The sequence below is a fragment of the Synechococcus sp. Cu2B8-bc1011 genome (assembly GCF_047302735.1).
In the GTDB taxonomy this organism is placed as follows: domain Bacteria; phylum Cyanobacteriota; class Cyanobacteriia; order PCC-6307; family Cyanobiaceae; genus Synechococcus_C.
Genome location: NZ_CP138915.1, coordinates 1,092,750 through 1,114,596, shown reverse-complemented (window position 1 = coordinate 1,114,596; position 21,847 = coordinate 1,092,750). Strand labels below are relative to the sequence as shown.

Below are 21,847 nucleotides of genomic sequence, written 5' to 3'. Positions count from 1 at the left end.
CTTCAGACTCGGCTTCGAGACGGTGCCAGTGGCCCACATTGCCTGGCTCGGCAAAAAAACTCCGTTCTGCGGCAATGTCACCTACGGGCTGAGCACCACTGAGGCCTTAAAGAAACGCGGCCATCAAACCAGCTTCATCCATTTCGATAACCCTGGCGCTCCCAGCAGCAACACGTCATTGCTGGCTCACGATCCGGACGTCAGCCTTCCCTATCTGGTGAAGTCGCAGGTTTACACCATTCCCTCCCCTAGGGCGCAGAGGGAATTGAGGGAGTCCTTGGAGAGGCTGCAGCCCGATGTCGTGCATGCCAGCCTCACCCTTTCTCCCCTCGACTTCAGGCTGCCGGAGCTTTGCCAACCGTTGGGCATTCCCCTGGTCGCAACCTTTCATCCACCGTTTGATGCAGGATTGCGCAACCTCACAGCAGGCACGCAACAGCTCAGCTACCAGCTCTACGCGCCTGCTCTCTCCCGCTACGACCGAGTGATCGTCTTTTCCGATCTTCAGGCGGAAGTCCTCAACCGTTTAGGAGTTCACGAAAGCCGCCTTGCCGTCATCCCCAATGGCGTGGATCCAGACCGCTGGTCTCCCGCTCCAAGCCATCCCGCCTCGATCAGCAAGGAGCTGCATGACGTGCGCTCACGGCTTGGTGATCAGCGCATTTTTCTCTACATGGGGCGGATCGCAACCGAGAAGAATGTGGAAGCGTTATTGCGAGCCTGGCGACTGGTGAAGCCAGCCGGCTGCCGGCTCGTCATCGTGGGTGACGGCCCCCTGCGAAGCACGCTCCAAAACGTGTATGGGAATGGGATCGGAGACCTGTTGTGGTGGGGCTATGAAGCCAATCTCCATACGCGCATCGCCCTGCTCCAGTGCGCTGAGGTGTTTGTGCTGCCCTCACTGGTGGAGGGCCTCTCGATCGCCCTACTCGAGGCCATGGCCTGCCAATGCGCCTGCATCGCCACAGATGCTGGTGCTGATGGAGAAGTCCTCGCAGGTGGGGCCGGCATCGTGCTCAGCACGCAAGGGGTCACCACCCAGTTGCGCACGTTGCTGCCCGTTCTCCGTGACCAACCTCTGCTCACGCAAGAGCTAGGGCGGCGAGCGCGTGAGCGGGTCATGGAGCGCTACCGCATGGTGTCCAATATCGATGCTCTGGAAGCGCTTTACGACACCCTGATCAAGCAGAAACCACTAGCCGCTGAAGCCAGGGCTTAATTCGCCATGCCCCGTCCATGTTGCGTGGCGGCAACGATGGCTTCAATCAACGCCGAACGCAAGCCCGATTTCTCGAGATGACGCAACGCCGCCATGGTGGTTCCACCTGGAGACGCGACCATATCTTTAAGTTCGCCAGGATGCAGCTCCTGCTCCTGCAATAAGGCGGCGGTCCCAGCGAGAGTTCGATGCGCCAAATGATGGGCCTGAGACCGAGGCATTCCCATGGCAACAGCACCATCGGCCATCGCTTCCGCGATTAAGGCCACGTAGGCAGGACCGGACGAAGTGAGCGCCAGAAAAGTATCGAGCCGTTCCTCGGGAAGCTCGAGAACCTCACTCACGGGCTCAAAGAAGGAGCGCACTTGCTGCTTCTGTGAATCAGAGATGCCATCCCCCCAAGCCAGACCCGTGAGTCCCTGACCCACCAAGCAGGGAGTATTCGGCACAGCACGCACACAAAGACGGCCAGGGAATAAAGCTTGGAGCCGCACCAGGGGAACCCCAGCCAGCACGGACAGCAAAAGGCTTGATCCCGATGCAGGCGTTTCTAATGGGGGTGGCGCCGAGGCAGCGACCCCATCGAGCATCTGAGGCTTAACGGCCAAGAGTTGAACCGACGCAGCCCAAGCGTGTTGTGCCGCGGAATCACTGGCAGCTACTACTTTCAGGCCAGAGGGCACTCGCGCAGACACCCTTGCAACAGAGTCCTGTCGGCCCACAACTGCAATCACCTGATCAGCAGGAATCAGTTCCTGCTCAATCAAGGGAATCACGAGGGCCTGAGCCATCCGGCCCAGACCAATCACACCTAATGCAATCGGCACTGATGGATCAAAGTGCGGTGGCGCTTGTGGCACTCCAGGCGGGAGTCGGAGCGATGCTGGCCTCGGCGGACGCTTGCTCAACGTCCTTTGAAACGTGAGTCGGAACGGAGGCTTCGTCCTGGGTGGCGTTGGTCACGGTCACGCAGCTGGGCGCGAACAGAAAAATGCTTTCGCCAACACGCTCTTGATGACCATCAATGGCAAAGGTTCCACCTGCAACAAAGTCGACTGCGCGCTGGGCTTGATCCGGCTCCATCATCGTGAGATTAAGGATCACCGTTTTACGCTCACGCAGGGCTTGGATCGCTCCAGGCATTTCATCAAAACTGCGGGGTTCCATCAAGGAAACCTCAGCCGTTCCGGTGCTGATACCAGGCATCCCAATCACATTGGAGCCAGTAAAAGATGGCTCACTGTCAAAGGGATTGCCCGACTCAAGAGTTGCCAAAGCACTCGACATGGAGTGGGACGGACCTTCCTCGACTTCGTCCTGCTCGCCAGTGTCGTAATCGAGATCGTCATAATCACCATCAAGGTAATCATCACCCGCAACGACAGCACGAAGACGAGAAATCAGTGACACCGGAAATGAATCAAACCTGGACCCTGAATAGCGCTCTACGGAGTTGTGAGCAAGAGTGACTAGGCGATTTGATCATCTTCACAACCGACCATCCTGCTGAATGGGGGGTCAAACCAAGTGTTCAGGTCTCGGTCCAAACAATCCAGATCCCACGCGAATCCAGGTAGCACCAGCCTGTGCCGCCTGCTTCCAGTCTCCGCTCATGCCCATCGAGCAATCGGACAAAGCGAGCTCATCCGCGAGGGTTCTGCAGTCATGAAAAAGGCTCTGACGCTCTTCCGGCCCTAAGCCAAGTGGGGCCATGGTCATCAGCCCAATGGGCTTCAAGCCTGGGAGTAACTGCAACTGTGGCCAAACCTCACGCAAAGCATCCGGCTCCCAGCCACCCTTCGCCGGGTCGTCTCGAAGCTTGACCTGAAAAAACACCTCCGGATTCTGGTTTTCCTCCAGTGCAATCCTTGATGTGCGCTCTGCGAGTCCCTGAGAATCGATCGAATGAATCACGGGAAAGGCTCGCACGACAGCCCGAACTTTGTTGGCCTGCAGGCGTCCTATGAAATGCCAACGCAAGCCACTGAGATCTTCCAAGGCCTGTTGTTTCGGGAGTGCTTCCTGCACCCTGCTCTCGCCAAAATCAACTTGTCCCAAAGCGGCCAGTTCACGCACCACATCGGCAGGGTGGCCTTTGCTGACAGCAAGCAAATGAGTGGCATCTGGACACTCAGCCTGAATCGCCTTCCAGCGGGACTGAACCGTCTCAGAGTCTGAGCTGCTGGACACCATCAAATGAAGGTTTGATCGAACAGCTGCTTCCAATCCGCGAAATCGGCAACGCGATCACGACGGCAGCGCGCCAGATGAAGCTCTGCATGATGCCGGGCGTCCTGATAAGGAATCACCTCAAACTGCGCACCTCTCGGTTGCAGCGTCACCAAGAAAAACATGCGCTGGGCGTAGAGAGTGGCGTACAGATCCCGACCCTCGCCAGCGGTCGACACCTGATACAGCATTCCGAAGGTGGGGTGATTGAGATAACGCTCCGCTCCCACAACTCAGTCCGTCAAGATTTAGAGAGCACCGTACCTGCCTCGCAATCCAACGACCACGAGAAGGATCACAAATGACAGCAGGTTCAAACCACGAGCCAAGGGAGAGGTGCTTTGAACAGGGCGGAAGCAATCCGCAGGAAGCCACCGCCCTCCCCTAGCAATCAAGGCATCAGCGCCTTGCTCAGCGCGCAACAAAATATTGGCGAGAAGGCGTTCTCCCACCGACAGGAGCAATCCGAAGGAAGCCTTGAATCCCAACTGACGGAGATTGACCGCTCGACTCGCGACTGAACGCACCAGATTCTGCAGTTCCTCTTGCACCAAAGGTAGAAAACGAAGCGCCAACAGCAGCTGAAAGCAAAGACGATCCACTGGCAAACCAAGCTTGGTTAGGGGGAACAAAAACCAATTCAGGGCCCACATCAGATCCTCGCTTGGCGTGGACAACAGCATGAGATTCACGCTGTGCACCACGGTGACAAGCAACGTTGCGCTGTTGAGACCGAGCTCAGCCGATCGCCGATCCACGGACAGTGGGCCCAGGTTGAGTGGCCCAAGTTGGACAGGACCAAGGCGAAACAACTCCCAGCTGGGGGTTTGCAGAGACAAACCCTGCAACTCCTGGACAGGCCGAACGGCCAGCGTGGCGGCTGGATCTCCCGTTGGCAAAAACATCGCCAGGAGGCCAAAGCCAATCCCCAGACAGAGCACCAAGAGCAGGGAGCGCCACCACAACCTGATCGGCAAGCCACTCAGAGCGGTGATCACCATCAAGGCCAGAACGAGCCCGAGACGCCACAACGGACCCGCCAGCACGGGGGTCAATAAAAACATCACAACCCATCCCAGCTTCAAACGAGGGTCGATCAGACGCAGCCAACCAGCACTGCCATCGACATATTGCCCGATTGGAATCTGTCGCAACCAGTCCATAGGGGATCAGCCTTGGCGGTTCTGCTGGCGGACCAGCTCCTTTTCCGCATCCCTCTGTTGCTTGCCGCGCCAGAACAGCTTCAACGGAGTTCCATCAAAGCCGAGACCTTCACGGATTTGACGTTCCACGTAGCGGCGATAGGTATCGCCAAACAGCTTGGGCTCATTCACAAACAAGGTGAAACTGGGCGGACGACTTGCAACCTGAGTGCCGTAATACAAGCGGCCCTGCCGGCCACCACGGGTGGTGGGGGGACTCCGCCAGCTGAGTGCTTCCTTGAGCACTTCGTTCACAACTGATGTGCTCACCCTGCGGCGGTGCTGCTCCACAGCAAGAGCCGCCAAGGCGAAAATGCTGTCGACCCGCTGCCCCGTGAGCGCAGAGGTGAACACCATTGGAGCCCAATCGAGAAAGTAGAGCTTGGCGCGCAGCTCCTTTTCCATCGCGGTCATCGTATGGCTGTCTTTTTCCACCGCATCCCACTTGTTCACCACAACCACGCAAGCGCGGCCGTCCTCTTCGATCCGTCCCGCCAAGCGTTGATCCTGCTCGGTCACACCATCGAGAGCATCGATCACTAAAACGCAGACATCACTGCGTTCGATCGCTTTAAAACTGCGATTGATCCCAAAAAATTCTGGGCCGTAATTCACGCTGCGACGCCGGCGAATGCCTGCAGTGTCAATCAATCGCCAGCGACGATTTTCCCGTTCAATGCGCGTATCAATGGTGTCGCGAGTGGTGCCACGAATCGGACTCACAATGGCCCGCGTCTCACCACAGATGGAGTTCAGCAAGCTGGACTTGCCCACGTTGGGACGGCCAATGATCGAGAGCTGAATTGGCTCCTCTTCATCACTCTCCTCATCCTTGGGAGGAAGAAAGGTGAGCACCTGATCGAGCAGCTCAGCGGTGCCAGCACCATGGATCGCCGAAATCGGATGGGGTTCACCAAGACCGAGCCGCCAAAACTCGGCGGCCATGCCTAATCCCTGCTCGGGAGACTCACACTTATTGACTGCTAACAGCGTCTTGCAGCGCTGCGTACGCAGCCATTCCGCGATCGATTCATCGGCAGCTGTGAGTCCCTGCTGACCATCCACAATCACTAAAGCCACGCTGGCTTCAGCGAGAGCAAGGCTGGCCTGCTCCCGGATCTCAGGAAGAAACTCACTGTCGTCATCGAACACCAAGCCTCCGGTGTCCACCACCTTGAATTCTCGATCGCCCCAATACCCGTCTTGATAGGTGCGATCTCGCGTCACACCTGGCTGGTCGTGAACGATGGCCTCACGACTTCGACAGAGACGGTTCACCAAGGTGGACTTGCCGACGTTGGGACGCCCAATGATTGCGACGACCGGACGTGCCAAGACAGGAGCCAAGAAAAACTTTCTTGACAGTACAGAGGTGACCCATCACAGAAATGCGAAATCATTCAGAACGAGACGAATGAGACGCATGCGACACAGCTAGGTCTGTGACAGCGACGCCAGCGGCACAATCATGCTTGAGCTCATTGCAACGCTCGTGGTCGATCTCTCCGATCAGACCCTCACAGTGCTTAACGAGCAAGCGCAAACCGTCCGAGTGATTCCCGTGAGCACGGGCAAAGCCTCGTCCCCCACTCCCACGGGCCATGCCTCCGTGCTCACGAAGTACCGCTCGGTGACGATGCGGGGGCGCACCTATATCTCTCCCGACGTGCCCTACGCCATGTGCATCACTGCCAACGAGGCCATTTGCATGCACGCTGCTCCCTGGCAAGAAGACGCTGGCCAGTCCTTTGGCGTGCCCAGGAGCCACGGTTGCGTGCGCATGCCGACTCAACAGGCTCGCTGGCTGTTCGAAAACACACCCAAAGGCACCAAGGTCATCATCCAGGCCTGAAGATCAATCCCATCAATCCGACTGAAGAAACTCAGCCATAGCAACGACTCCAAGAATCAACCCTTTCAGGCCTCCCCACCTCTGGCGGCAACTGAAAGGGACAACCGGAATCGGCACACCTTGAAGCGCTTGACCGACGCATGCGCGTGACCTAGAACCAGGCAAATAGCTCATATGTACCAATGAGCAACTCAATGGCTGAAGCGAAGGTTCCAGCGTTCCTGAACGTCAAGCCTGGTGACTACGTGATCATCCAGGCAGAGCAACGGGTCGCCTTGGAACCCGATGCCAATTGGTGGATGGGACAAGTCGTCTTCTGCGAAGGGGGCGCTAGAGACCCAAGAGTGAACACGATGTTCCAGATCGCCAACGTGGATGACGGCTCCATCCTCTGGGTCAACGCGGATGAAGTCACGCATGTCGTCAGGTCCTTCGATGAGCTGACGCTCAACGCTTGACTCACCAACGGGGAGGAGAACCGCCCTTCAACGCAAGAACCGTATGTCTTACAACTTGCGAAGAGGAGCTTCGGTGGAACGGAGATCCTGACGGGAGGGGTTAGAAACCCTCCTTTTTTGTGCCCAAGGGGAAATAAGCACTTGTCTCTACGGACACCTGCCTTCTCTGCAGCCATGTTGATCATGAGGCGAAGCACCCCCGTGATCGCCGAAGAGAACAGTCAGCAGAGGACGACTGTTCTTTTTTTATGCCCGCATCGTGATGCGGATGGATCAATACGCACAAGGCCATTCGACTAGGCCTCCTTGTCATGAAGCCCATGCGGGGGCAAGGCTGTTCCGTTGGTCAGGCATTCAAAAGCCTCGAGACCTAAGCCTCAACGCACAGGGAGATCACCGGGATGACCGCTCACTGGGTTGAGCGGCGGATCGAGCAGCAATGGCAAGGGTCCCTCCTCCTCCAGCACTTGCTCATGGGATGCCAGCCAAGCCAGAAGCCAATTCACGGCAGTAGCCCGACGCGTTCGCCGTGGGTAAAGCTCCCCGATTCGATACCCGGCAAACTTCAACTGCTCTTTCAATAGCTGTTTGTGCTCGCGTGGAATCGAGCGGGTGAGTTGCACGGAGGCGGGGCGAATACTGATCACTTCCGGGGCCTGGGGGAACGCCTCTCGCCACGCCGAGGGTGTCTCAGGCCCAGCCAGCCAGATCAGTCCCTCCCCATCCGGCTGGTACCCCAAGCGCTCCCAAACCCGCTCTGCCACAAAGCGATCACTCACTCGGTCGTCCAGGATTCGATCCAACAACAAGCGGCTAAGCGGCCAAGGGGTAGGGGGCATGCGAGCAGACCGAAGACATCCATCCTTCGCCCCATCGTCTTGCCTTGACAAGTCCAAACGTCAGATCAACTCTCAGACCAACAGCCTGACCAGCAGAATGGATAGGTCTTCGGCCTCTGGCCATGCCGCTGAAGATTCAGGGTCGACTTTTAGAGCGACAACTCAGATGCCGCGCACTGCAATCCCCTCTCGCTGGCGTCAGCGATCGGATTTTTAGGCAACTGGTGCGCCGCTGGGCTCCCGATGCATTGCTATTTACCGAAATGGTGAATGCCACCAGCCTTGAATTGGGCCACGGACAACTCAAGATGGACGGTCTGCAGGACGAAACAGGGCCCATCGGGGTACAGCTGTTTGATCACCATCCCGACGCCATGGCCGATGCAGCCCGTCGTGCGGCCGATGCCGGGGCCTTTCTGATCGACATCAATATGGGCTGTCCTGTACGCAAAATCGCCCGAAAAGGCGGTGGCAGCGGTCTGATTCGTGACCCGGATCTGGCTTGCAGAATTGTCGACACCGTAGTGGCCGCAGTGGGACTTCCGGTCACGGTGAAAACCCGTCTCGGCTGGTGTGGTGAACACAACGCTGTAGGGGCTGAGGCCGCCGTGAACTGGTGCCGACGCTTGGAGGAGGCAGGGGCGCGAATGCTGACGCTCCACGGGCGCACGAGAGAGCAACGCTTCAGCGGCACTGCGGATTGGAACGCCATTGCCGCTGTCAAAGCAGCCCTCAGCATTCCCGTGATCGCCAATGGGGATGTCAACAGCCCTGAGAAAGCACTGCATTGTTTGCGCATCACCGGCGCCGATGGCGTGATGGTGGGTCGCGGAAGCATGGGTGCCCCTTGGCTTTTGGGCCAAATCGATGCAGCACTCAGTGATCGACCGATTCCAGCCACACCCGCACCGATGGCGCGCTTAGCCCTCGCCAAGGAGCAACTCCTGGCGCTGATCGAGGCTCGTGGAGATCACGGCCTCTTGATTGCCCGGAAACACATGAGCTGGACCTGCACTGGCTTCCAGGGCGCATCCCAGTTTCGGCAACAGCTGATGCGCGCGCCCACGCCCGCCACGGCCCTTGATTTGCTCGATCAACAGATGCAGCGAATGGAATGAATGCGTTGTTGCTTCTGCTGCTGCTCTGGCCGCTCTGGCTGATCCGTCGCCCCGAACAAGACACCCCGATCTGGGGACGCCGCAGCTTGATCCTGCTGATCAGTCTGTTCACCTTTCGCTATTTGATCTGGAGAGTGACCTCCAGCCTCAATTTCGAAAGTCGCTTATCGATCACCCTCAGCGTGCTGCTCCTGCTCGCTGAGGCCTGGTTGCTGCTCGTTGGATTGGTACCGCTCTGGCTGGCTTGGAGAAGGTTCCCCGATCGCCGCTTGGAGATCAATGACCGACAAAAGCGCTGGGCTGAGAGCGGCTGGGAACCACACGTGGACATCTTGGTTCCCACCTATGGCGAGCCCATCAAGGTGCTCGAACGAGCCCTGATTGGCTGCACAAACTTGTCCTATCCCCACACCAAGGTGTGGGTTCTCGACGACAGCGGTCGTCAAGAGGTGAAAGAGCTCGCTACCGAGCTCGGGTGTCGTTACTTGCACCGAGCGGAGCGCGTCAATGCCAAGGCCGGCAATCTCAACCATGGTTTGCGCCACTGCCGAGGAGAGCTGGTTGCCGTCTTCGACGCCGACTTCATTCCCCAACGCACCTTTCTTGATCGCAGCATTGGATTCCTTCTCGAACCTGAGGTTGCGCTCATTCAGACCCCTCAAACCTTCATCAACGCCGACCCGGTGATGCGCAATCTGGGGATGGAAAACTGGCTTTTATCTGATGAAGAAAGTTTCTACCGCTGGATTCAACCGGTCCGGGATGGCTGGGGGGCTGTGGTGTGTGCAGGCACATCGTTTGTGGTGAAACGGAAAGCACTCGACCAAATCGGTGGCTTCGTGGAACAAGCCATCTCTGAGGATTTCGTGACCGGCATCAGCCTGACCCGTCAGCACTGGCGACTGCTTTATCTGCAGGAAAAGCTCAGCGCTGGCTTGGCAGCGGAAACGATGGCTGATTTCGTGCACCAGCGCCAACGCTGGGCCTCTGGCACGTTGCAAAGCCTCAGACTCAGCAGCGGCCCCTTGCGTCGTCAAGGGTTATCGCTTGGGCAACGCATCGCTTACCTCGAGGGCGTGATGCATTGGTTCAACAACGTGCCAAGGCTAGTGCTGATGCTGATGCCACTCAGCTACGGCCTTCTGGGCATCATCCCGATCTTGCTCAACAGCCAAGCCGCATTGACCTTGCTCCTACCGCTTTGGAGTTTGCAAGTGTTGAGCCTCGGCTGGTTAAACCGTGGGTCACGGACAGCTTTTTTGAGCGAACTCACTGGCTGGGTGCTCACCGTTCCGCTCACCGTGACCGTGCTGGCCAACCTGATTGGACGCATCGGTGGATTTCGGGTGACCCCCAAGCATCAGCGCCGTGATCGCGGAAGCTACAGCGCGGAGCTGCTGCTACCACTGTTGGCCCTAGTCCTGTTCAATCTGGTGAACCTCTACGGGCTGCTCTCCAACGCCAGCGATCTGCCAGCTCAGGTGCTCGCCGGCCGTCCGGTCGGCTTGGTGTGGGGCGTGATCAATCTGCTCAGTTTGATCGTGGCGATTCGTGCCTGCTGGGACCCTGCCGCACAGGACCTCTCCCCGTGGCAAAAGCTCAAAACAGAAGCCTGGATCGAAGACGACGGGGGGCACCGTTACCCCTGCCGCATTACGGCCTTAAGCGAAAGCGGCGCCAGGATCACCTACTCCCGTTCGCCCTTGCCATGGGTTGCCAGTTCCAGGCTGCGCTGGTGCCAAGAGCTGCCGGCTTTACCAGTGAACTTGATGCACACAACAGAGACAGAAGCCCTTCTCCACTGGGGACACTTGCCGCGGCAAGAGCGCTATGCCCTGATCCGCTGGCTGTTTTGCCGGCCGGGATGCTGGGTTGATCGGCAGGCACCTCAGGAAGGCCGTGCCTTGCTGGCCCTAGTCCGGCGACTGATCGCACCACCAAAGAGCAGCCCCTTCAACCCGAGCCTGATCCCGCAACACTCAATCACGTGTCCCCGTGATTTTGTAGGTCGCTAGCAACGAAGCAACAACATCCATCAATACATGCAGCCAAAGAGATAGTCATCAAGCCTTTAAAATCAAGCAAGAACAACGAGCGCATCTCATCACAATCACATTAACAAAGACACTAATAAGAACTGAAGACAAAAGGGAGATTGCGATCTCCATAGGCTTTAAAGATTTCCACAATCAGTTCGCAATTCGACATTTCAAAGGCCATCAACTTCAGATACCATCCATCGTCAAGGGGTCGCTTCGTCAATCCGAACCAAAGCTGGGATTACCACCAACGCCCGCTCAGGAAACAGAATACTTTTAGCCGCTTAGGACATTCATTTTAGTCGGGCACAAAAGTGATTCCTAGATATCAGGGCTGATCAGATAGCGGCAGCTGAAGACTAAAGAGGCTTCCTTCATCAACTGTTGAGCGAACACTGACAGTGCCTCCCATCGCTTCCATCAGCATCTTCACAATTGAGAGCCCGAGCCCCGTGCTGCTTTCGCCCTTAGGCAAGACAACCCCCTCGGCTCGGGTGAAACGTTCAAAGATAGTGTCGAGTTGGTCGGCGGGAATCCCCTGGCCATGATCGCTTACGCAGACCGTGACCTTTGAATCATCAGAACTCACGTGCAAATCGATCGGCGAGCCTTTTTCCGAGTACTTCACCGCGTTACCAATCAGGTTACCGATGCACTGCACCAGTCTGTCTGGATCACCAACTACCTCTAAATAGGGAAGTTCCTTGAGGTTGTCGGTGATTGGATTGCCGTAGGCGGCCTTAGCCAACTTGAGAACTTGCTCCAGATTGGGGATCAGCTCAAAGGCTTCGCGACGAATCGAGAGCTGCTGATTATCCGCTCGGCTGAGGTCGAGAAGGTCGCTCAGCATGCGGTTTAGCCGTAGGACTTCTGTATCGGCAATCCCCAAAGCTTGTTTATGGTGATCAAGCAGATGCTCCTCTCCACGATTCAGCACCGATTGGATAAAGCCGGAAATCACAGTCAGCGGGGTGCGGAATTCGTGGCTAATCGTTGCAGCAAACTGTTTTTGATTGGAGGAAGAGTGGCGCAATCGTCCCACCATCTCGTTGAACTCCTCAATGATCGGGAGTAGCTCTAGTGGAGCCTTATCTGTCGGAATCATTGCACCTTTTAGGTTACTCAGCTCAACCGTTGACAGATCCTGTTTGATTGCGCGAAGGGGGCGGCGGGCGCTCAGGATCAGCACCGCACCTGTTAAAAAGATCAAGATCAGCTCAGATCCCAGCTTCATCATGCGCTGAGATTTCAAGAGCGGCATTCCGTAAACAGGTCGGATGTAGACGAAATTGCCTGTTTCTGGTCCTCCAGGTAGTTTCACCTCCTGCACAGCTACAGCTTCTCTCGAGCTGATGTCGAGCACAGTGAATCCATCTTCAGTTTGCATGGCCCTCTCAGCAAACTTCCTCAACTGGTTCTCATCAAATAGCGTGCGGCTTGAGCGGCTAGTCACCATCCCATTATCACCAACAATCAACGCAACCTTGCCGTCGCTAAGATTCAAGTTTCTAAGCAAGCGTTGGTAGTCGCTGAGGGAGCAGCACCCTCTCTTCTGCGCAGGCGTAAGTTGATTAAATTCCTCTTTGATTTCATCCAGAATCAAGAGCCCCTGCCGATGCATCGTTCCTCGCAGAACATCATCGATCAGGTGCTGGCGCAGACTGTGATTAATCGCCAGGCTGATCAAAGACTGCCCGAGCACTACAGCAAGCGTGATCCAAAGAAGGCGACGGCTGAGTGACCAGTGCGATCTTGATGAACTGATCCAATCTCCGAACATGTAAAAATCCTTTATCCGTGCTGGCGGCCGGCCCAAAGCCTTTACAATCGACTACGACAAAGATCAATAAATATATTACACAATCTATTATGAATCAATGTCCAGAGCAGTTGGCAAATCATATGCTTCTTATTAACATTTTTGCAATTTCACACTGTTGATGCCTGTGACCACTCCAACGGTGTTTCTTGCCGACGATGAAGCCAACATCGTGACACTGCTCGAGATGGAGCTCCAGGCGGAAGGTTTCACTGTGGTGACTGCCACCGACGGAATTTCAGCCCTTAAAAAACTACGCGACACAGCCACCCTTCCCGATCTGGCTCTTCTCGACTGGAACATGGGTGGGATCAGTGGGCTGGAGATCTGCCGGCGCCTAAGAGAAACAGGCGTTTCATTACCAGTGATCATCCTGACCGCAAGAGATGAAATCGATGACCGCATTGCCGCGCTAGAGACCGGCGCCGATGACTTCATCTCCAAGCCTTTCAACGTGCGCGAAGTGTTAGCCAGGGTCAAGGCTCTGATTCGCCGATCCACCTTGACCAAAGGGGCCTTCTCCAATGAATTAAGTTCGGATTTGATTGAGGTGGGCTCATTAGTTCTAAATAGGGCCGAACGCACCTGCACGATCAACGGCACTGCATTAATCCTCACCGTACGGGAATTCGACCTACTCGATTGCTTTATGAGACACCCTCGGCAGGCTCTCTCCAGAGGGCAATTAATTCAGCATGTCTGGGGTGACGACTACTTCGGAGACGAAAATGTAGTGGATGTATTCGTGCGCTACCTGCGCAAGAAGCTTGAAGAAACAGGGTCGGAACGGGTGATTCAAACCGTTAGGGGTGTGGGCTTTGTGCTTCGAATGAACGACCAATAATTCGTCATTCTTGATTGGAACTCATACTTCCAAGCCGCTCTTTATGAGGCGCTGCAACCCGCGCCCAGCAAACCCACAACCGTTTTCAGATCGCTGATAAGGCCTCCGCGTGATTCGCAGGATCAATGCTGGCCTGGTGAGACACATCTTGCCGAGAGCTCCAAGACAATCAAAACCCCGCTCGTGGCGGGGCTTGGTTGGTGTGAATTGTTGATCCAGGATTTCGGTCAGGCCAGGATGTGCTGATAAGACTGAGCTTCCAGCATTCCCGCAGCAGCACCGTTGACTACAGCCAGTATTTCATCGTCATGGTAAATCATCGCAGTATTTCCTACATTTGTGATCTCTAGTTCTGTAATTTGTGATCCGTTGCTGTCAAAGAAAACCAATTGATCTTCACCATCGACAAAGTCCATAATCATGTCAAAGCCAGAGCCTGATTCGATAACAAAAGTATCTCTGCCTTCTCCCCCCGTGATCTGATCATGTCCCTTTCCACCTGATATGTAGTCATCACTCCATCCACCTATGATTATGTCATTGCCACCATCTCCGAAGAACATGTTATACCCCCCTTCGGCTGTAATGATGTCATCGCCTTCAGTGCCACTTTTTATTTGAGGGGTGCGACGGACTGCATTTGTTTGAAAATTGGTCAACTTATCATCAGCAAACTCAACATTGGTTAGAGAATCAAATGTTCTGAATCCAGGTGAAGGCAGCGCATCAACAGGAGCGTTGAAGTCAGGACCGACGATTGGTGCGGGAAGTGCATCAACAGGAGCGTTGAAGTCAGGACCGTCGATTGGTGCGGGAAGTGCATCAACAGGAGCGTTGAAGTCAGGACCGACGATTGGTGCGGGAAGTGCATCAACAGGAGCGTTGAAGTCAGGACCGTCGATTGGTGCGGGAAGTGCATCAACAGGAGCGTTGAAGTCAGGACCGTCGATTGGTGCGGGAAGTGCATCAACAGGAGCGTTGAAGTCAGGACCGACGATTGGTGCGGGAAGTGCATCAACAGGAGCGTTGAAGTCAGGACCGTCGATTGGTGCGGGAAGTGCATCAACAGGAGCGTTGAAGTCAGGACCGACGATTGGTGCGGGAAGTGCATCAACAGGAGCGTTGAAGTCAGGACCGACGATTGGTGCGGGAAGTGCATCAACAGGAGCGTTGAAGTCAGGACCGTCGATTGGTGCGGGAAGTGCATCAACAGGAGCGTTGAAGTCAGGACCGACGATTGGTGCGGGAAGTGCATCAACAGGAGCGTTGAAGTCAGGACCGACGATTGGTGCGGGAAGTGCATCAACAGGAGCGTTGAAGTCAGGACCGACGATTGGTGCGGGAAGTGCATCAACAGGAGCGTTGAAGTCAGGACCGTCGATTGGTGCGGGAAGTGCATCAACAGGAGCGGGACCGTGGAAGAAATCCGTCATGGTCTTGAAAGTAAAGAGCGAGAAGTGAGATGGGGTTGAACCCCCGACAACTTGAAGATGACTGCGCTCTTGGTGATTCCCTGGTGATCTCCTGGTGGAAAGCTGGAGACGTTCTGGTGAATTTCTGGTGAAACGCGACAAGCACTGCAAACACTGGGTTTTATGCCGCCTCAATCGGACTCAGGGCAACCTTCTCGTTGTCTTCGTGCTGACCTATCCCCCAATCGGGCTAGAGGCTCACGCCTAGCTGCCAAGCCATCAGCCTGTCTCTCTCTTCCTCAACCAATAACGGCACCATCCACTCGGACTCAACCTCACCAGCTACATCCCTTCCAAGCTCATCGATGCCAAGGGTTAGCCAAGCCTTTTAGCCATCGACGTCGTTAGCCCTTAGTTCCAGGCTGCGCTGGTGCCAAGAGCTGCCGGCTTTACCAGTGAACTTGATGCACACAACAGAGACAGAAGCCCTTCTCCACTGGGGACACTTGCCGCGGCAAGAGCACTATGCCCTGATCCGCTGGCTGTTTTGCCGGCCGGGATGCTGGGTTGATCGGCAGGCACCTCAGGAAGGCCGTGCCTTGCTGGCCCTAGTCCGGCGACTGATCGCACCACCAAAGAGCAGCCCCTTCAACCCGAGCCTGATCCCGCAGCACTCTTCCACACTCCAAACCTCAGCGCATGAAAAGATCCCGCGTCCCCGTGATTGCCTGCGTGGCTAGCAACAAAGCAACAACAACATTCATCGACACATGCAGCCGTCGCATCCAGAGCCGACCAGCAATCTGCTTCTGCATCACCACGGCAGCCAACATGAGGGCGATGAGAGCTGAACCACCCCAAAGATGCGACTGCCAAACCGCTGTTGGGTAGGCCTGACGCCACTGGAGCAAGGCAGGCTGTGAGGCAATCAGGATCAGGGTGAACCAACAGGCTGCTGCCCACAACATCTTTGCGATGACTCCTTTGGCACCTAACAACGCCACGTAAGCCGCTGCAGCACCAATTACAGCCAGCAAAAAACCCAGCATCTGATCAGACTGCATCCCTCCAGCCAGTGCGTTGTGAAACAACGCCACCAACACCGCCAAGACCATGCCCCCGGTGACCCAACGCCCGTGATCGGCATGTTCCACCGGAACCGTTGGTGCAATCGGATTGAGATCCAGCCGCCGCTCGCGCGCCAAAATCCCCAACCGAATCGTGGCACCCACCACCGGATAGACAAACAAAATCATCAAGACGGGGTGAACCAACCCGAGCCAATTCAAGGACGTGAGAAACGAAGCGCTTTCTGTCAAGGCAATACCCCAGGCCAAGTCTGCCGAATGAGAAGCAGTGAAAAATAGGGTCTCGACTCAGCGGGAATCTCGTTGGCACGTGCCAAGACCTGATCAGGCCACCCCACCCGTTGCGCGAACAGGGAGCCCTCAAGCAGCTGACGCCTCTCGAGGCAGGCCCGAACCCATGGCCATCGCTGACCCAACTTGATCAAGGCCAACACCATGGAGTTGGACCCAGCTGAGTCAAGCAATCGCTCCAGATCTGATTCACGGTCTGGGCAAGGACGAATCAACACCCCGTCTTGCTGCAAGGCAAGGGGCCAATCCATCGCCATCTCTGCACTCGCAGCGGCTGCGGCACAAACCGCCGGAATACCTGGAATCAACTTGAGCGTGAGATCAGGGTGCTGCTTGCGCAGCGCCAGCTGCACATAGCTACTCGTAGCAAACAGAGAAGCATCACCTTCACAGAGCAAAACCACCGACAAACCTCGGCGCAGCTCGGACGCCAACGAATCGGCAGCATGCCGCCAAGCCTTCAACCGTGGCTCGGCTTCCGCCACCATCGGAAAAACCAGAGGCAGTCGCCGCTGACTAGATCGCGTCCAGCGAGAAGCAATGGTCCAAGCCATTCCATCGGCATCGGCACGTGCGACGGGGTAGGCCACTACATCGGCGGTTTCAATCGCGCGAACAGCAGCAATGGTGAGAAGCTCTGGATCACCAGGGCCCACTCCGATCAATTGCAGCGCATGAGGCACAGGATCCACGACCAACGGTTCAACAATGACAGCCTCTGGTGGAGCAAGCCCCACGGCACAGACCCATCAGGGCTAGAGAGGTGAGGTTCAAACAACGCCACGCTGATGACGGAGCTGAAGATTTACGCAGCGCGAGTCGCGGGCGTTGCTGCAGCACCAGAGGCACTCCTCAGCACCAGCAACGCTGAACTGATCAGCTCAGCACTCAAAACGCGAGGCATCAAGTTTCAGCGTTGGCCAAGCAAGCCAGAGCTTGAGCCAGGAGCCATGCAAGAGCAGATTTTGGAGGCCTATGCATCGCTGATTGCATCCGTCCAAAAAAACGAGGGCTACCAAACTGTGGATGTGATGCGCGTTGGGGGCGATCAGCTCAGCGGCTCAACGTTGCGCCAAACATTTCTGCAAGAGCACCAGCATGCAGAGGATGAAGTGCGCTTTTTTGTGGAGGGTTGCGGGCTCTTTGCACTTCACATCAAGGATGAGGTGCTTCAAGTGATCTGCGAAGCCAATGATTGGATCGCAATTCCAGCTGGAACCCGGCACTGGTTCGACATGGGCGTCGACCCGAACTATTGCGTGATTCGTTTTTTTAAAAACTCAGGAGGGTGGGCAGCGTCTTTCACCCATGATCCGATCGCCGATCACTATCCAGGCCTTACTTAAGCCAGAAAACAGCCAATCCAAGACTGATGGATTGAGGATTCGGTCTCATCGGAGACAGTCAGCAGGCACCTCCAAATCAAATGATGATCAGGTCTTCAAACAAATCTCATGGGCTATCTGATCGTCGCTGGTTGCGTTGCTCTTGCAGCTGCAATGTCCAAGTCATTGACTGACAAAAAATAATCAATCACTAAAGGGGGCAAGTTAATGAGCCGTCACATAAGACCCATCATTGGTGACGCCATCAACCAACAAGTGAACTTCGAAAGAGTGCTTATTTGACGGCATCTTGCACTGCGCTTCGAGATGCTGTTTGCAGCTCATGCTCTTGGTTTGGATAGCTTAGGCGCATGTCCAGAGCTGCTCTCTGACCGGAGCAGCTTTTTTTTGCAGTGATCTCAAACAGGAGCATTAAGGAGAGATCACCGCACTGACAGACGCAAAGCTCACGGCCCCGAGGAATCACAGTCGAATCCCCAGAACAGCTCGCCTGACAACCAGAAAACCAGAACTGAAGCCTGCCCGTACTCAACGAAAGGGTCGCCAAACAAGACATCACTGCATCAACGCACAGTTGCAACGATCAACAAGGATCGATCACAACTGAATGAAGCAAGCCCCCATGCCAAGAGAAAATCCAAACATCGAAAGAGCAGGAGAAATCAGCAGAAAGTTGCGATTAAGCACCACCCCTCGGCGATTTGATCAATAACGCCAACAACCCTGAGCGCAACAACCTCAAGCTCCTAAAACACCATCAAAGCCCTACGAATACGAGACTTCCTCAAACCATAATCACAGAAGTATTCGTCGCAGACAAAAACGAAGCAGACGACGCATGAATATTCAATGATCATGATGGGCAGAAGGGCAAGGCGCAGGTAGCATTAATCATCTACTTACAGACAAAAACAGTTGAGGATTAACCCATCTGAGGGCTCATTAAAGAAGGCAGTTGATGCCTGCAAGCAGATGCTGGCTAACAAAAAAATCTTGGTTTGCTCTAAAAACCGCCTTACGCTCACCGCAGTCACCCTTGCTGAGCCAATCCTGCAATCCTTGGTAGGTGGCACTACAACGGAAGACGAGGCACTGCAGATACAACTGGAGAGCAATCCAGACCTCTTGATTACCAGTGAAGATCTAGAAAGGGGCTACGGGATCAGACTGGTAGAAAAAGCGAAAAGGCAATCCCCAGACCTCAAAGCTCTCATTTTCTTATCACGTGAAAGCCCAGAGGTGGTTCAAGAAGCGATGGAGGCTGGAGCAGATGGAGTGATGTTCGTCTCTTCCATCGGCACAGGAGACGGTGACTTCATCAACGCCTTAAGAACAACCAACAAAGGAGGTATTTACTATCCAAGGGCTGTGCTTGAAGCAGCAACAGCAAAAGTCAAACCAGCACCAATTCTTGTGGAGCCATTATCAGAAAGAGAGCTAGAAGTTATTCAATGCATTATTTTAGGAATGAAGAACACTGAAATCGCCGACACATTGCTAGTTTCCGCTGAAACAGTTAAAAGTCATGTCAGCACAGCGATTCACAAGCTTGGAGTCAGAGACAGGACACAAGCAGCAGTCTTTGCATTAACGCATGGCTTGGTTGAAGCACACATTTAAAGCCGCAATCATCGGAGCAAAGACCATTCCATCCATCTGGCCGTGAACGCCTAGAGAGCCCAAAATCTTCCAAGCCGTTATCTTCACCAGCAATCTCAGCATCAGCTCGAATCAAGACAAATTCCTGATGGCTGAGGAGCTATAAGCAGAATCAAACGATCTTTAAGCTAGCCCCTTCAAGTACTCATCAGAATGATTTTAGCGCGCCCAATCATTCGTTCGTAAGTTTGCGAAGGAAGCGAAAGCACAATCCGATACGCTCGACGCCATCGAGCTGTTCATTGTCTAATCACAGCTCATTCTTCTTTGAGCATTCACCCAATGCCATCCTTCTAAAAGCAAAAAACAAGGAGATCAAGCTTGCTTCTGCGTGTTGTCCTTAAGCCACTATTGATCTCAATGACTATCAACACCACAACGATGCATCCTGATGTCTTCTGGTTTTCTAAAACTCCATTCAGAGCCTGAACTTCAACCTGCGCAAGATCCTCCAAGCGCAGCACGATCAGCGAACGATCCCAACGCTGCTCGCAATCCGAGCAACGCAAGAAAACAGCCGAGGGACAACGTCTGAGAGAGGAGTGGGCGGGTAATCGGACAAAGTTTGGTGAGAAGTCTGATGCTCAGAAGCTGGAGCAAGCCAAGACTGTGATCAGGGGCTTCTCCATCTTCATGGGCTTGATTGGCCTTGGGATGACAAGAGAAGGCATCTGGTGGATTTGGGCGTCCTTTCCTTGAGCGTGATCATCTATGGGTCCCCATAGGCAATAGTCTTTTGGCAACGGCTCGTAGCGGATCCATGCTGAGAGAACGCTGGAGGAAGTCAGCACAAGGCATCGCTAAAGCAATCGAGAAGAACTCATGATCCGTACTATCTGCGCCTTTACAGCTGGCTTCACCGTCGCAGCATGGATTGGATTAGAGGCAAGCCCGAGATTGATCGATCAGAAAGGTGTGATACGTGAATCCCTCGTCCTTGAAGCCCTCGCATACACCAGCTCAGCAGTTGCCGCCGCATCAGCAACCTATATGCTTATCTCAAAAAGATAATTCACAACAGAATTCCTATAACAACAGACTTTGCCAATCAAAACATCAATTCAAGCTTCGTTCATGAATTCGAAGGAGTGTATTCGAAGAACTGAGACGAAGAGACTTAACAAAGCACATCAAGAATCAGAAGCATCTCAGCAGGTAGAACGCCGCCACGAGTAATGTTTGTCACATCAAGCAGCGCTGCAGATGCCTGATTGGTTTTGGAAAGGGGTCGTCACAGGGGTGTGTGGAGGAATCACCCTTAAACTGCTTCAGTGGCTTGCTATGCCGCCGAAAGAAGAGATTCAAAAGTTTTTTGCCAAAAGAGATCCTGGAAAGAATTTTCAGAATTTCAGACTGCAGCATCTTGGCCGGTATGGACACGTGATTCCAACAAGATGGGAGCTAATCAAGGGCAACTTGATCAAAAAGATACAAAGGGATAAAACGCCAAAAAAATACTAGGTTCCATCAATAGTTGATGACTCACTCACTTCTCCTTTGAGATGACTCCAAGGGTGACCACATCTCCGGTATCTCTGTGCTCTTTCACCCGCTGTTGCGGTGTCTTTATTCGCCTCCAGCGACAGAACTTTCTCTGAAACCAAACCCCACGAGTCTCGCCGTCTTTTTTGTAGCCCGTATCAAATTCGCATTGGCATTTGATTGGCACAAACTGTTTCACAGGGATGAGCGCTCATGGGGTCTCTACCCAAAGGTGTTGATCGATAGCAGCAGACCGATGCCAAACAGTGCGCCCGCATTGCTGAACAGCGTTGGAAGGACCTACGCAAACAAGGATGGCAACCGGTGGATCCGGCTTGGGGAGCTGGCATTGAGCTCGCGATCACAACACACCAAAGTGAATAAGCTCACGTAACAACGAGAGTCATTTCTGCATGCCCTGCTCTGTCAGCTCATCTTCAAAGACGTTGAGTCGCGCATTCAAAACACTAGGCATCGGCTTCATAGCATTGATCGTGTTTGGCTCAATACTTAAAGCGGTATCACCGGAGACGCCTGTGCCTGAGGATATAGACAAGAGTGAACGCAGAGCCAGTAGTAGCTGAACTATTGATTCACAAGCATTACTTGTGGAATCAAAGCCATGGAAGGAGCTCTTGAATTCAATCTTCCTTCTTGGCAAATATCCATGCCATCATTCCTTGATTGTCGCTGTTGAGCGAAACAAAAATGAAACTGCCAAGAAATACCAAAGAAGAAATAATTAAAACAACAGCACCTATATTGCTGATTTGAAGATGACCTAATGTCAGGGCTAGAAGCCTGTGCTCGCCTGAGAATAGTTCAAACTCTGACAATAACGAAACAATCCTGCCGAACATCAAGGATGAAAATCGATAATCACAAACTACCTCTTGAGAGCAGGTGGCAGCCACGACTTATCAAGTCTCAACATAGGTGTATCTTTTAAG

General features: G+C 54.4%; 26 protein-coding genes. 12 read left to right on the top strand and 14 right to left on the bottom strand.

Annotated features, from left to right (window positions below):
• Positions 1-28: 28 nt before the first annotated feature.
• Positions 29-1,219, top strand: a complete 1,191-nt coding sequence (locus tag SIC18_RS05795; RefSeq protein WP_413430360.1) for a glycosyltransferase family 4 protein — start codon at positions 29-31, stop codon at positions 1,217-1,219.
• Here the strand turns inward: SIC18_RS05795 and proC are convergent.
• The 6 genes from proC to der form a co-directional block, all read right to left on the bottom strand.
• Positions 1,216-2,010, bottom strand: a complete 795-nt coding sequence (gene proC / locus SIC18_RS05790; RefSeq protein ID WP_413430517.1) for a pyrroline-5-carboxylate reductase — start codon at positions 2,008-2,010, stop codon at positions 1,216-1,218. The genes SIC18_RS05795 and proC overlap by 4 nt on opposite strands.
• 43 nt (positions 2,011-2,053) lie before the next feature.
• On the bottom strand, positions 2,054-2,629 hold the full coding sequence (locus SIC18_RS05785) for a cell division protein SepF (RefSeq protein ID WP_048345876.1): 576 nt from the start codon (positions 2,627-2,629) through the stop codon (positions 2,054-2,056).
• A 108-nt stretch (positions 2,630-2,737) separates the two neighbouring features.
• Entirely contained in the window at positions 2,738-3,412 is a 675-nt protein-coding gene (locus SIC18_RS05780) for a YggS family pyridoxal phosphate-dependent enzyme (RefSeq protein ID WP_413430359.1), read from the bottom strand.
• Positions 3,412-3,678: a PipX family protein gene (locus tag SIC18_RS05775; RefSeq protein WP_048345874.1), complete on the bottom strand. Its 267-nt coding sequence runs from the start codon at positions 3,676-3,678 to the stop codon at positions 3,412-3,414. Before SIC18_RS05775 ends, SIC18_RS05780 begins: the two co-directional genes overlap by 1 nt.
• Positions 3,679-3,696: 18 nt before the next feature.
• Positions 3,697-4,611, bottom strand: coding sequence for an energy-coupling factor transporter transmembrane component T family protein (locus SIC18_RS05770; RefSeq protein WP_048345873.1), 915 nt, complete (start codon positions 4,609-4,611; stop codon positions 3,697-3,699).
• Between the two features lie 6 nt (positions 4,612-4,617).
• Complete coding sequence (der, locus tag SIC18_RS05765; protein WP_048348005.1) at positions 4,618-5,985, bottom strand: ribosome biogenesis GTPase Der; 1,368 nt, start codon at positions 5,983-5,985, stop codon at positions 4,618-4,620.
• Between the two features lie 133 nt (positions 5,986-6,118).
• Between der and SIC18_RS05760 the strand changes: the two genes are divergently transcribed.
• Positions 6,119-6,502: a L,D-transpeptidase gene (locus SIC18_RS05760; RefSeq protein WP_413430358.1), complete on the top strand. Its 384-nt coding sequence runs from the start codon at positions 6,119-6,121 to the stop codon at positions 6,500-6,502.
• 194 nt (positions 6,503-6,696) lie between these two features.
• Complete coding sequence (locus SIC18_RS05755) at positions 6,697-6,960, top strand: DUF3104 domain-containing protein (RefSeq protein WP_413430357.1); 264 nt, start codon at positions 6,697-6,699, stop codon at positions 6,958-6,960.
• A gap of 377 nt (positions 6,961-7,337) precedes the next feature.
• Here SIC18_RS05755 and SIC18_RS05750 read toward each other — a convergent pair whose 3' ends face one another.
• Positions 7,338-7,799: a DUF1823 family protein gene (locus SIC18_RS05750; protein WP_048348004.1), complete on the bottom strand. Its 462-nt coding sequence runs from the start codon at positions 7,797-7,799 to the stop codon at positions 7,338-7,340.
• A 122-nt stretch (positions 7,800-7,921) separates the two neighbouring features.
• Here SIC18_RS05750 and dusB point away from each other — a divergent pair, with 122 nt between their 5' ends.
• Both dusB and SIC18_RS05740 read left to right on the top strand, forming a co-directional pair.
• Positions 7,922-8,917 (top strand): tRNA dihydrouridine synthase DusB, encoded by a 996-nt coding sequence (gene dusB / locus SIC18_RS05745; protein ID WP_413430356.1) that lies wholly within the window; start codon positions 7,922-7,924, stop codon positions 8,915-8,917.
• Positions 8,914-10,932: a glycosyltransferase gene (locus tag SIC18_RS05740; RefSeq protein WP_413430355.1), complete on the top strand. Its 2,019-nt coding sequence runs from the start codon at positions 8,914-8,916 to the stop codon at positions 10,930-10,932. Before dusB ends, SIC18_RS05740 begins: the two co-directional genes overlap by 4 nt.
• 352 nt (positions 10,933-11,284) lie before the next feature.
• Here SIC18_RS05740 and SIC18_RS05735 read toward each other — a convergent pair whose 3' ends face one another.
• The gene (locus tag SIC18_RS05735; protein ID WP_413430354.1) at positions 11,285-12,343 is read right to left on the bottom strand and encodes a sensor histidine kinase; all 1,059 of its coding nucleotides are present in this window, start codon (positions 12,341-12,343) and stop codon (positions 11,285-11,287) included.
• Between the two features lie 228 nt (positions 12,344-12,571).
• Here SIC18_RS05735 and SIC18_RS05730 point away from each other — a divergent pair, with 228 nt between their 5' ends.
• Both SIC18_RS05730 and SIC18_RS05725 read left to right on the top strand, forming a co-directional pair.
• Positions 12,572-12,697 carry a hypothetical protein gene (locus tag SIC18_RS05730; protein ID WP_413430353.1) on the top strand — a complete coding sequence of 42 codons (126 nt, stop codon included), beginning with the start codon at positions 12,572-12,574 and terminating at the stop codon, positions 12,695-12,697.
• Positions 12,698-12,896: 199 nt separating this feature from the next.
• The gene (locus SIC18_RS05725; RefSeq protein WP_413430352.1) at positions 12,897-13,619 is read left to right on the top strand and encodes a response regulator transcription factor; all 723 of its coding nucleotides are present in this window, start codon (positions 12,897-12,899) and stop codon (positions 13,617-13,619) included.
• Positions 13,620-13,846: 227 nt separating this feature from the next.
• Here the strand turns inward: SIC18_RS05725 and SIC18_RS05720 are convergent, their stop codons facing one another.
• The 4 genes from SIC18_RS05720 to SIC18_RS05705 all read right to left on the bottom strand — a co-directional run bounded on the left by SIC18_RS05720 (position 13,847) and on the right by SIC18_RS05705 (position 17,093).
• The gene (locus tag SIC18_RS05720) at positions 13,847-15,052 is read right to left on the bottom strand and encodes a hypothetical protein (RefSeq protein WP_413430351.1); all 1,206 of its coding nucleotides are present in this window, start codon (positions 15,050-15,052) and stop codon (positions 13,847-13,849) included.
• 390 nt (positions 15,053-15,442) lie between these two features.
• Positions 15,443-15,664: a hypothetical protein gene (locus SIC18_RS05715; protein ID WP_413430350.1), complete on the bottom strand. Its 222-nt coding sequence runs from the start codon at positions 15,662-15,664 to the stop codon at positions 15,443-15,445.
• A 59-nt stretch (positions 15,665-15,723) separates the two neighbouring features.
• Entirely contained in the window at positions 15,724-16,368 is a 645-nt protein-coding gene (locus SIC18_RS05710; protein WP_071840706.1) for a DUF4079 domain-containing protein, read from the bottom strand.
• Positions 16,347-17,093 (bottom strand): precorrin-2 C(20)-methyltransferase, encoded by a 747-nt coding sequence (locus SIC18_RS05705; protein WP_413430516.1) that lies wholly within the window; start codon positions 17,091-17,093, stop codon positions 16,347-16,349. The genes SIC18_RS05710 and SIC18_RS05705 overlap by 22 nt, the downstream gene beginning before the upstream one ends.
• Positions 17,094-17,198: 105 nt before the next feature.
• On the opposite strand from SIC18_RS05705, the gene SIC18_RS05700 reads away from it, so the two are divergent.
• Positions 17,199-17,756, top strand: a complete 558-nt coding sequence (locus tag SIC18_RS05700) for a 1,2-dihydroxy-3-keto-5-methylthiopentene dioxygenase (RefSeq protein WP_413430349.1) — start codon at positions 17,199-17,201, stop codon at positions 17,754-17,756.
• A 972-nt stretch (positions 17,757-18,728) separates the two neighbouring features.
• Positions 18,729-19,376, top strand: coding sequence for a DNA-binding response regulator (locus tag SIC18_RS05695; protein ID WP_413430348.1), 648 nt, complete (start codon positions 18,729-18,731; stop codon positions 19,374-19,376).
• Between the two features lie 332 nt (positions 19,377-19,708).
• Here SIC18_RS05695 and SIC18_RS05690 read toward each other — a convergent pair whose 3' ends face one another.
• Positions 19,709-19,924: a hypothetical protein gene (locus tag SIC18_RS05690; RefSeq protein WP_413430347.1), complete on the bottom strand. Its 216-nt coding sequence runs from the start codon at positions 19,922-19,924 to the stop codon at positions 19,709-19,711.
• 313 nt (positions 19,925-20,237) lie between these two features.
• On the opposite strand from SIC18_RS05690, the gene SIC18_RS05685 reads away from it, so the two are divergent.
• The 3 genes from SIC18_RS05685 to SIC18_RS05675 all read left to right on the top strand — a co-directional run bounded on the left by SIC18_RS05685 (position 20,238) and on the right by SIC18_RS05675 (position 21,291).
• On the top strand, positions 20,238-20,426 hold the full coding sequence (locus tag SIC18_RS05685; protein ID WP_245407214.1) for a hypothetical protein: 189 nt from the start codon (positions 20,238-20,240) through the stop codon (positions 20,424-20,426).
• Positions 20,427-20,618: 192 nt separating this feature from the next.
• Positions 20,619-20,876, top strand: a complete 258-nt coding sequence (locus tag SIC18_RS05680; RefSeq protein ID WP_048345864.1) for a hypothetical protein — start codon at positions 20,619-20,621, stop codon at positions 20,874-20,876.
• A 76-nt stretch (positions 20,877-20,952) separates the two neighbouring features.
• Positions 20,953-21,291 carry a DUF1651 domain-containing protein gene (locus tag SIC18_RS05675; protein WP_413430346.1) on the top strand — a complete coding sequence of 113 codons (339 nt, stop codon included), beginning with the start codon at positions 20,953-20,955 and terminating at the stop codon, positions 21,289-21,291.
• A gap of 247 nt (positions 21,292-21,538) precedes the next feature.
• On the opposite strand, the gene SIC18_RS05670 is transcribed toward SIC18_RS05675, so the two are convergent.
• Positions 21,539-21,811: a hypothetical protein gene (locus SIC18_RS05670; protein WP_413430345.1), complete on the bottom strand. Its 273-nt coding sequence runs from the start codon at positions 21,809-21,811 to the stop codon at positions 21,539-21,541.
• Positions 21,812-21,847: the final 36 nt, after the last annotated feature.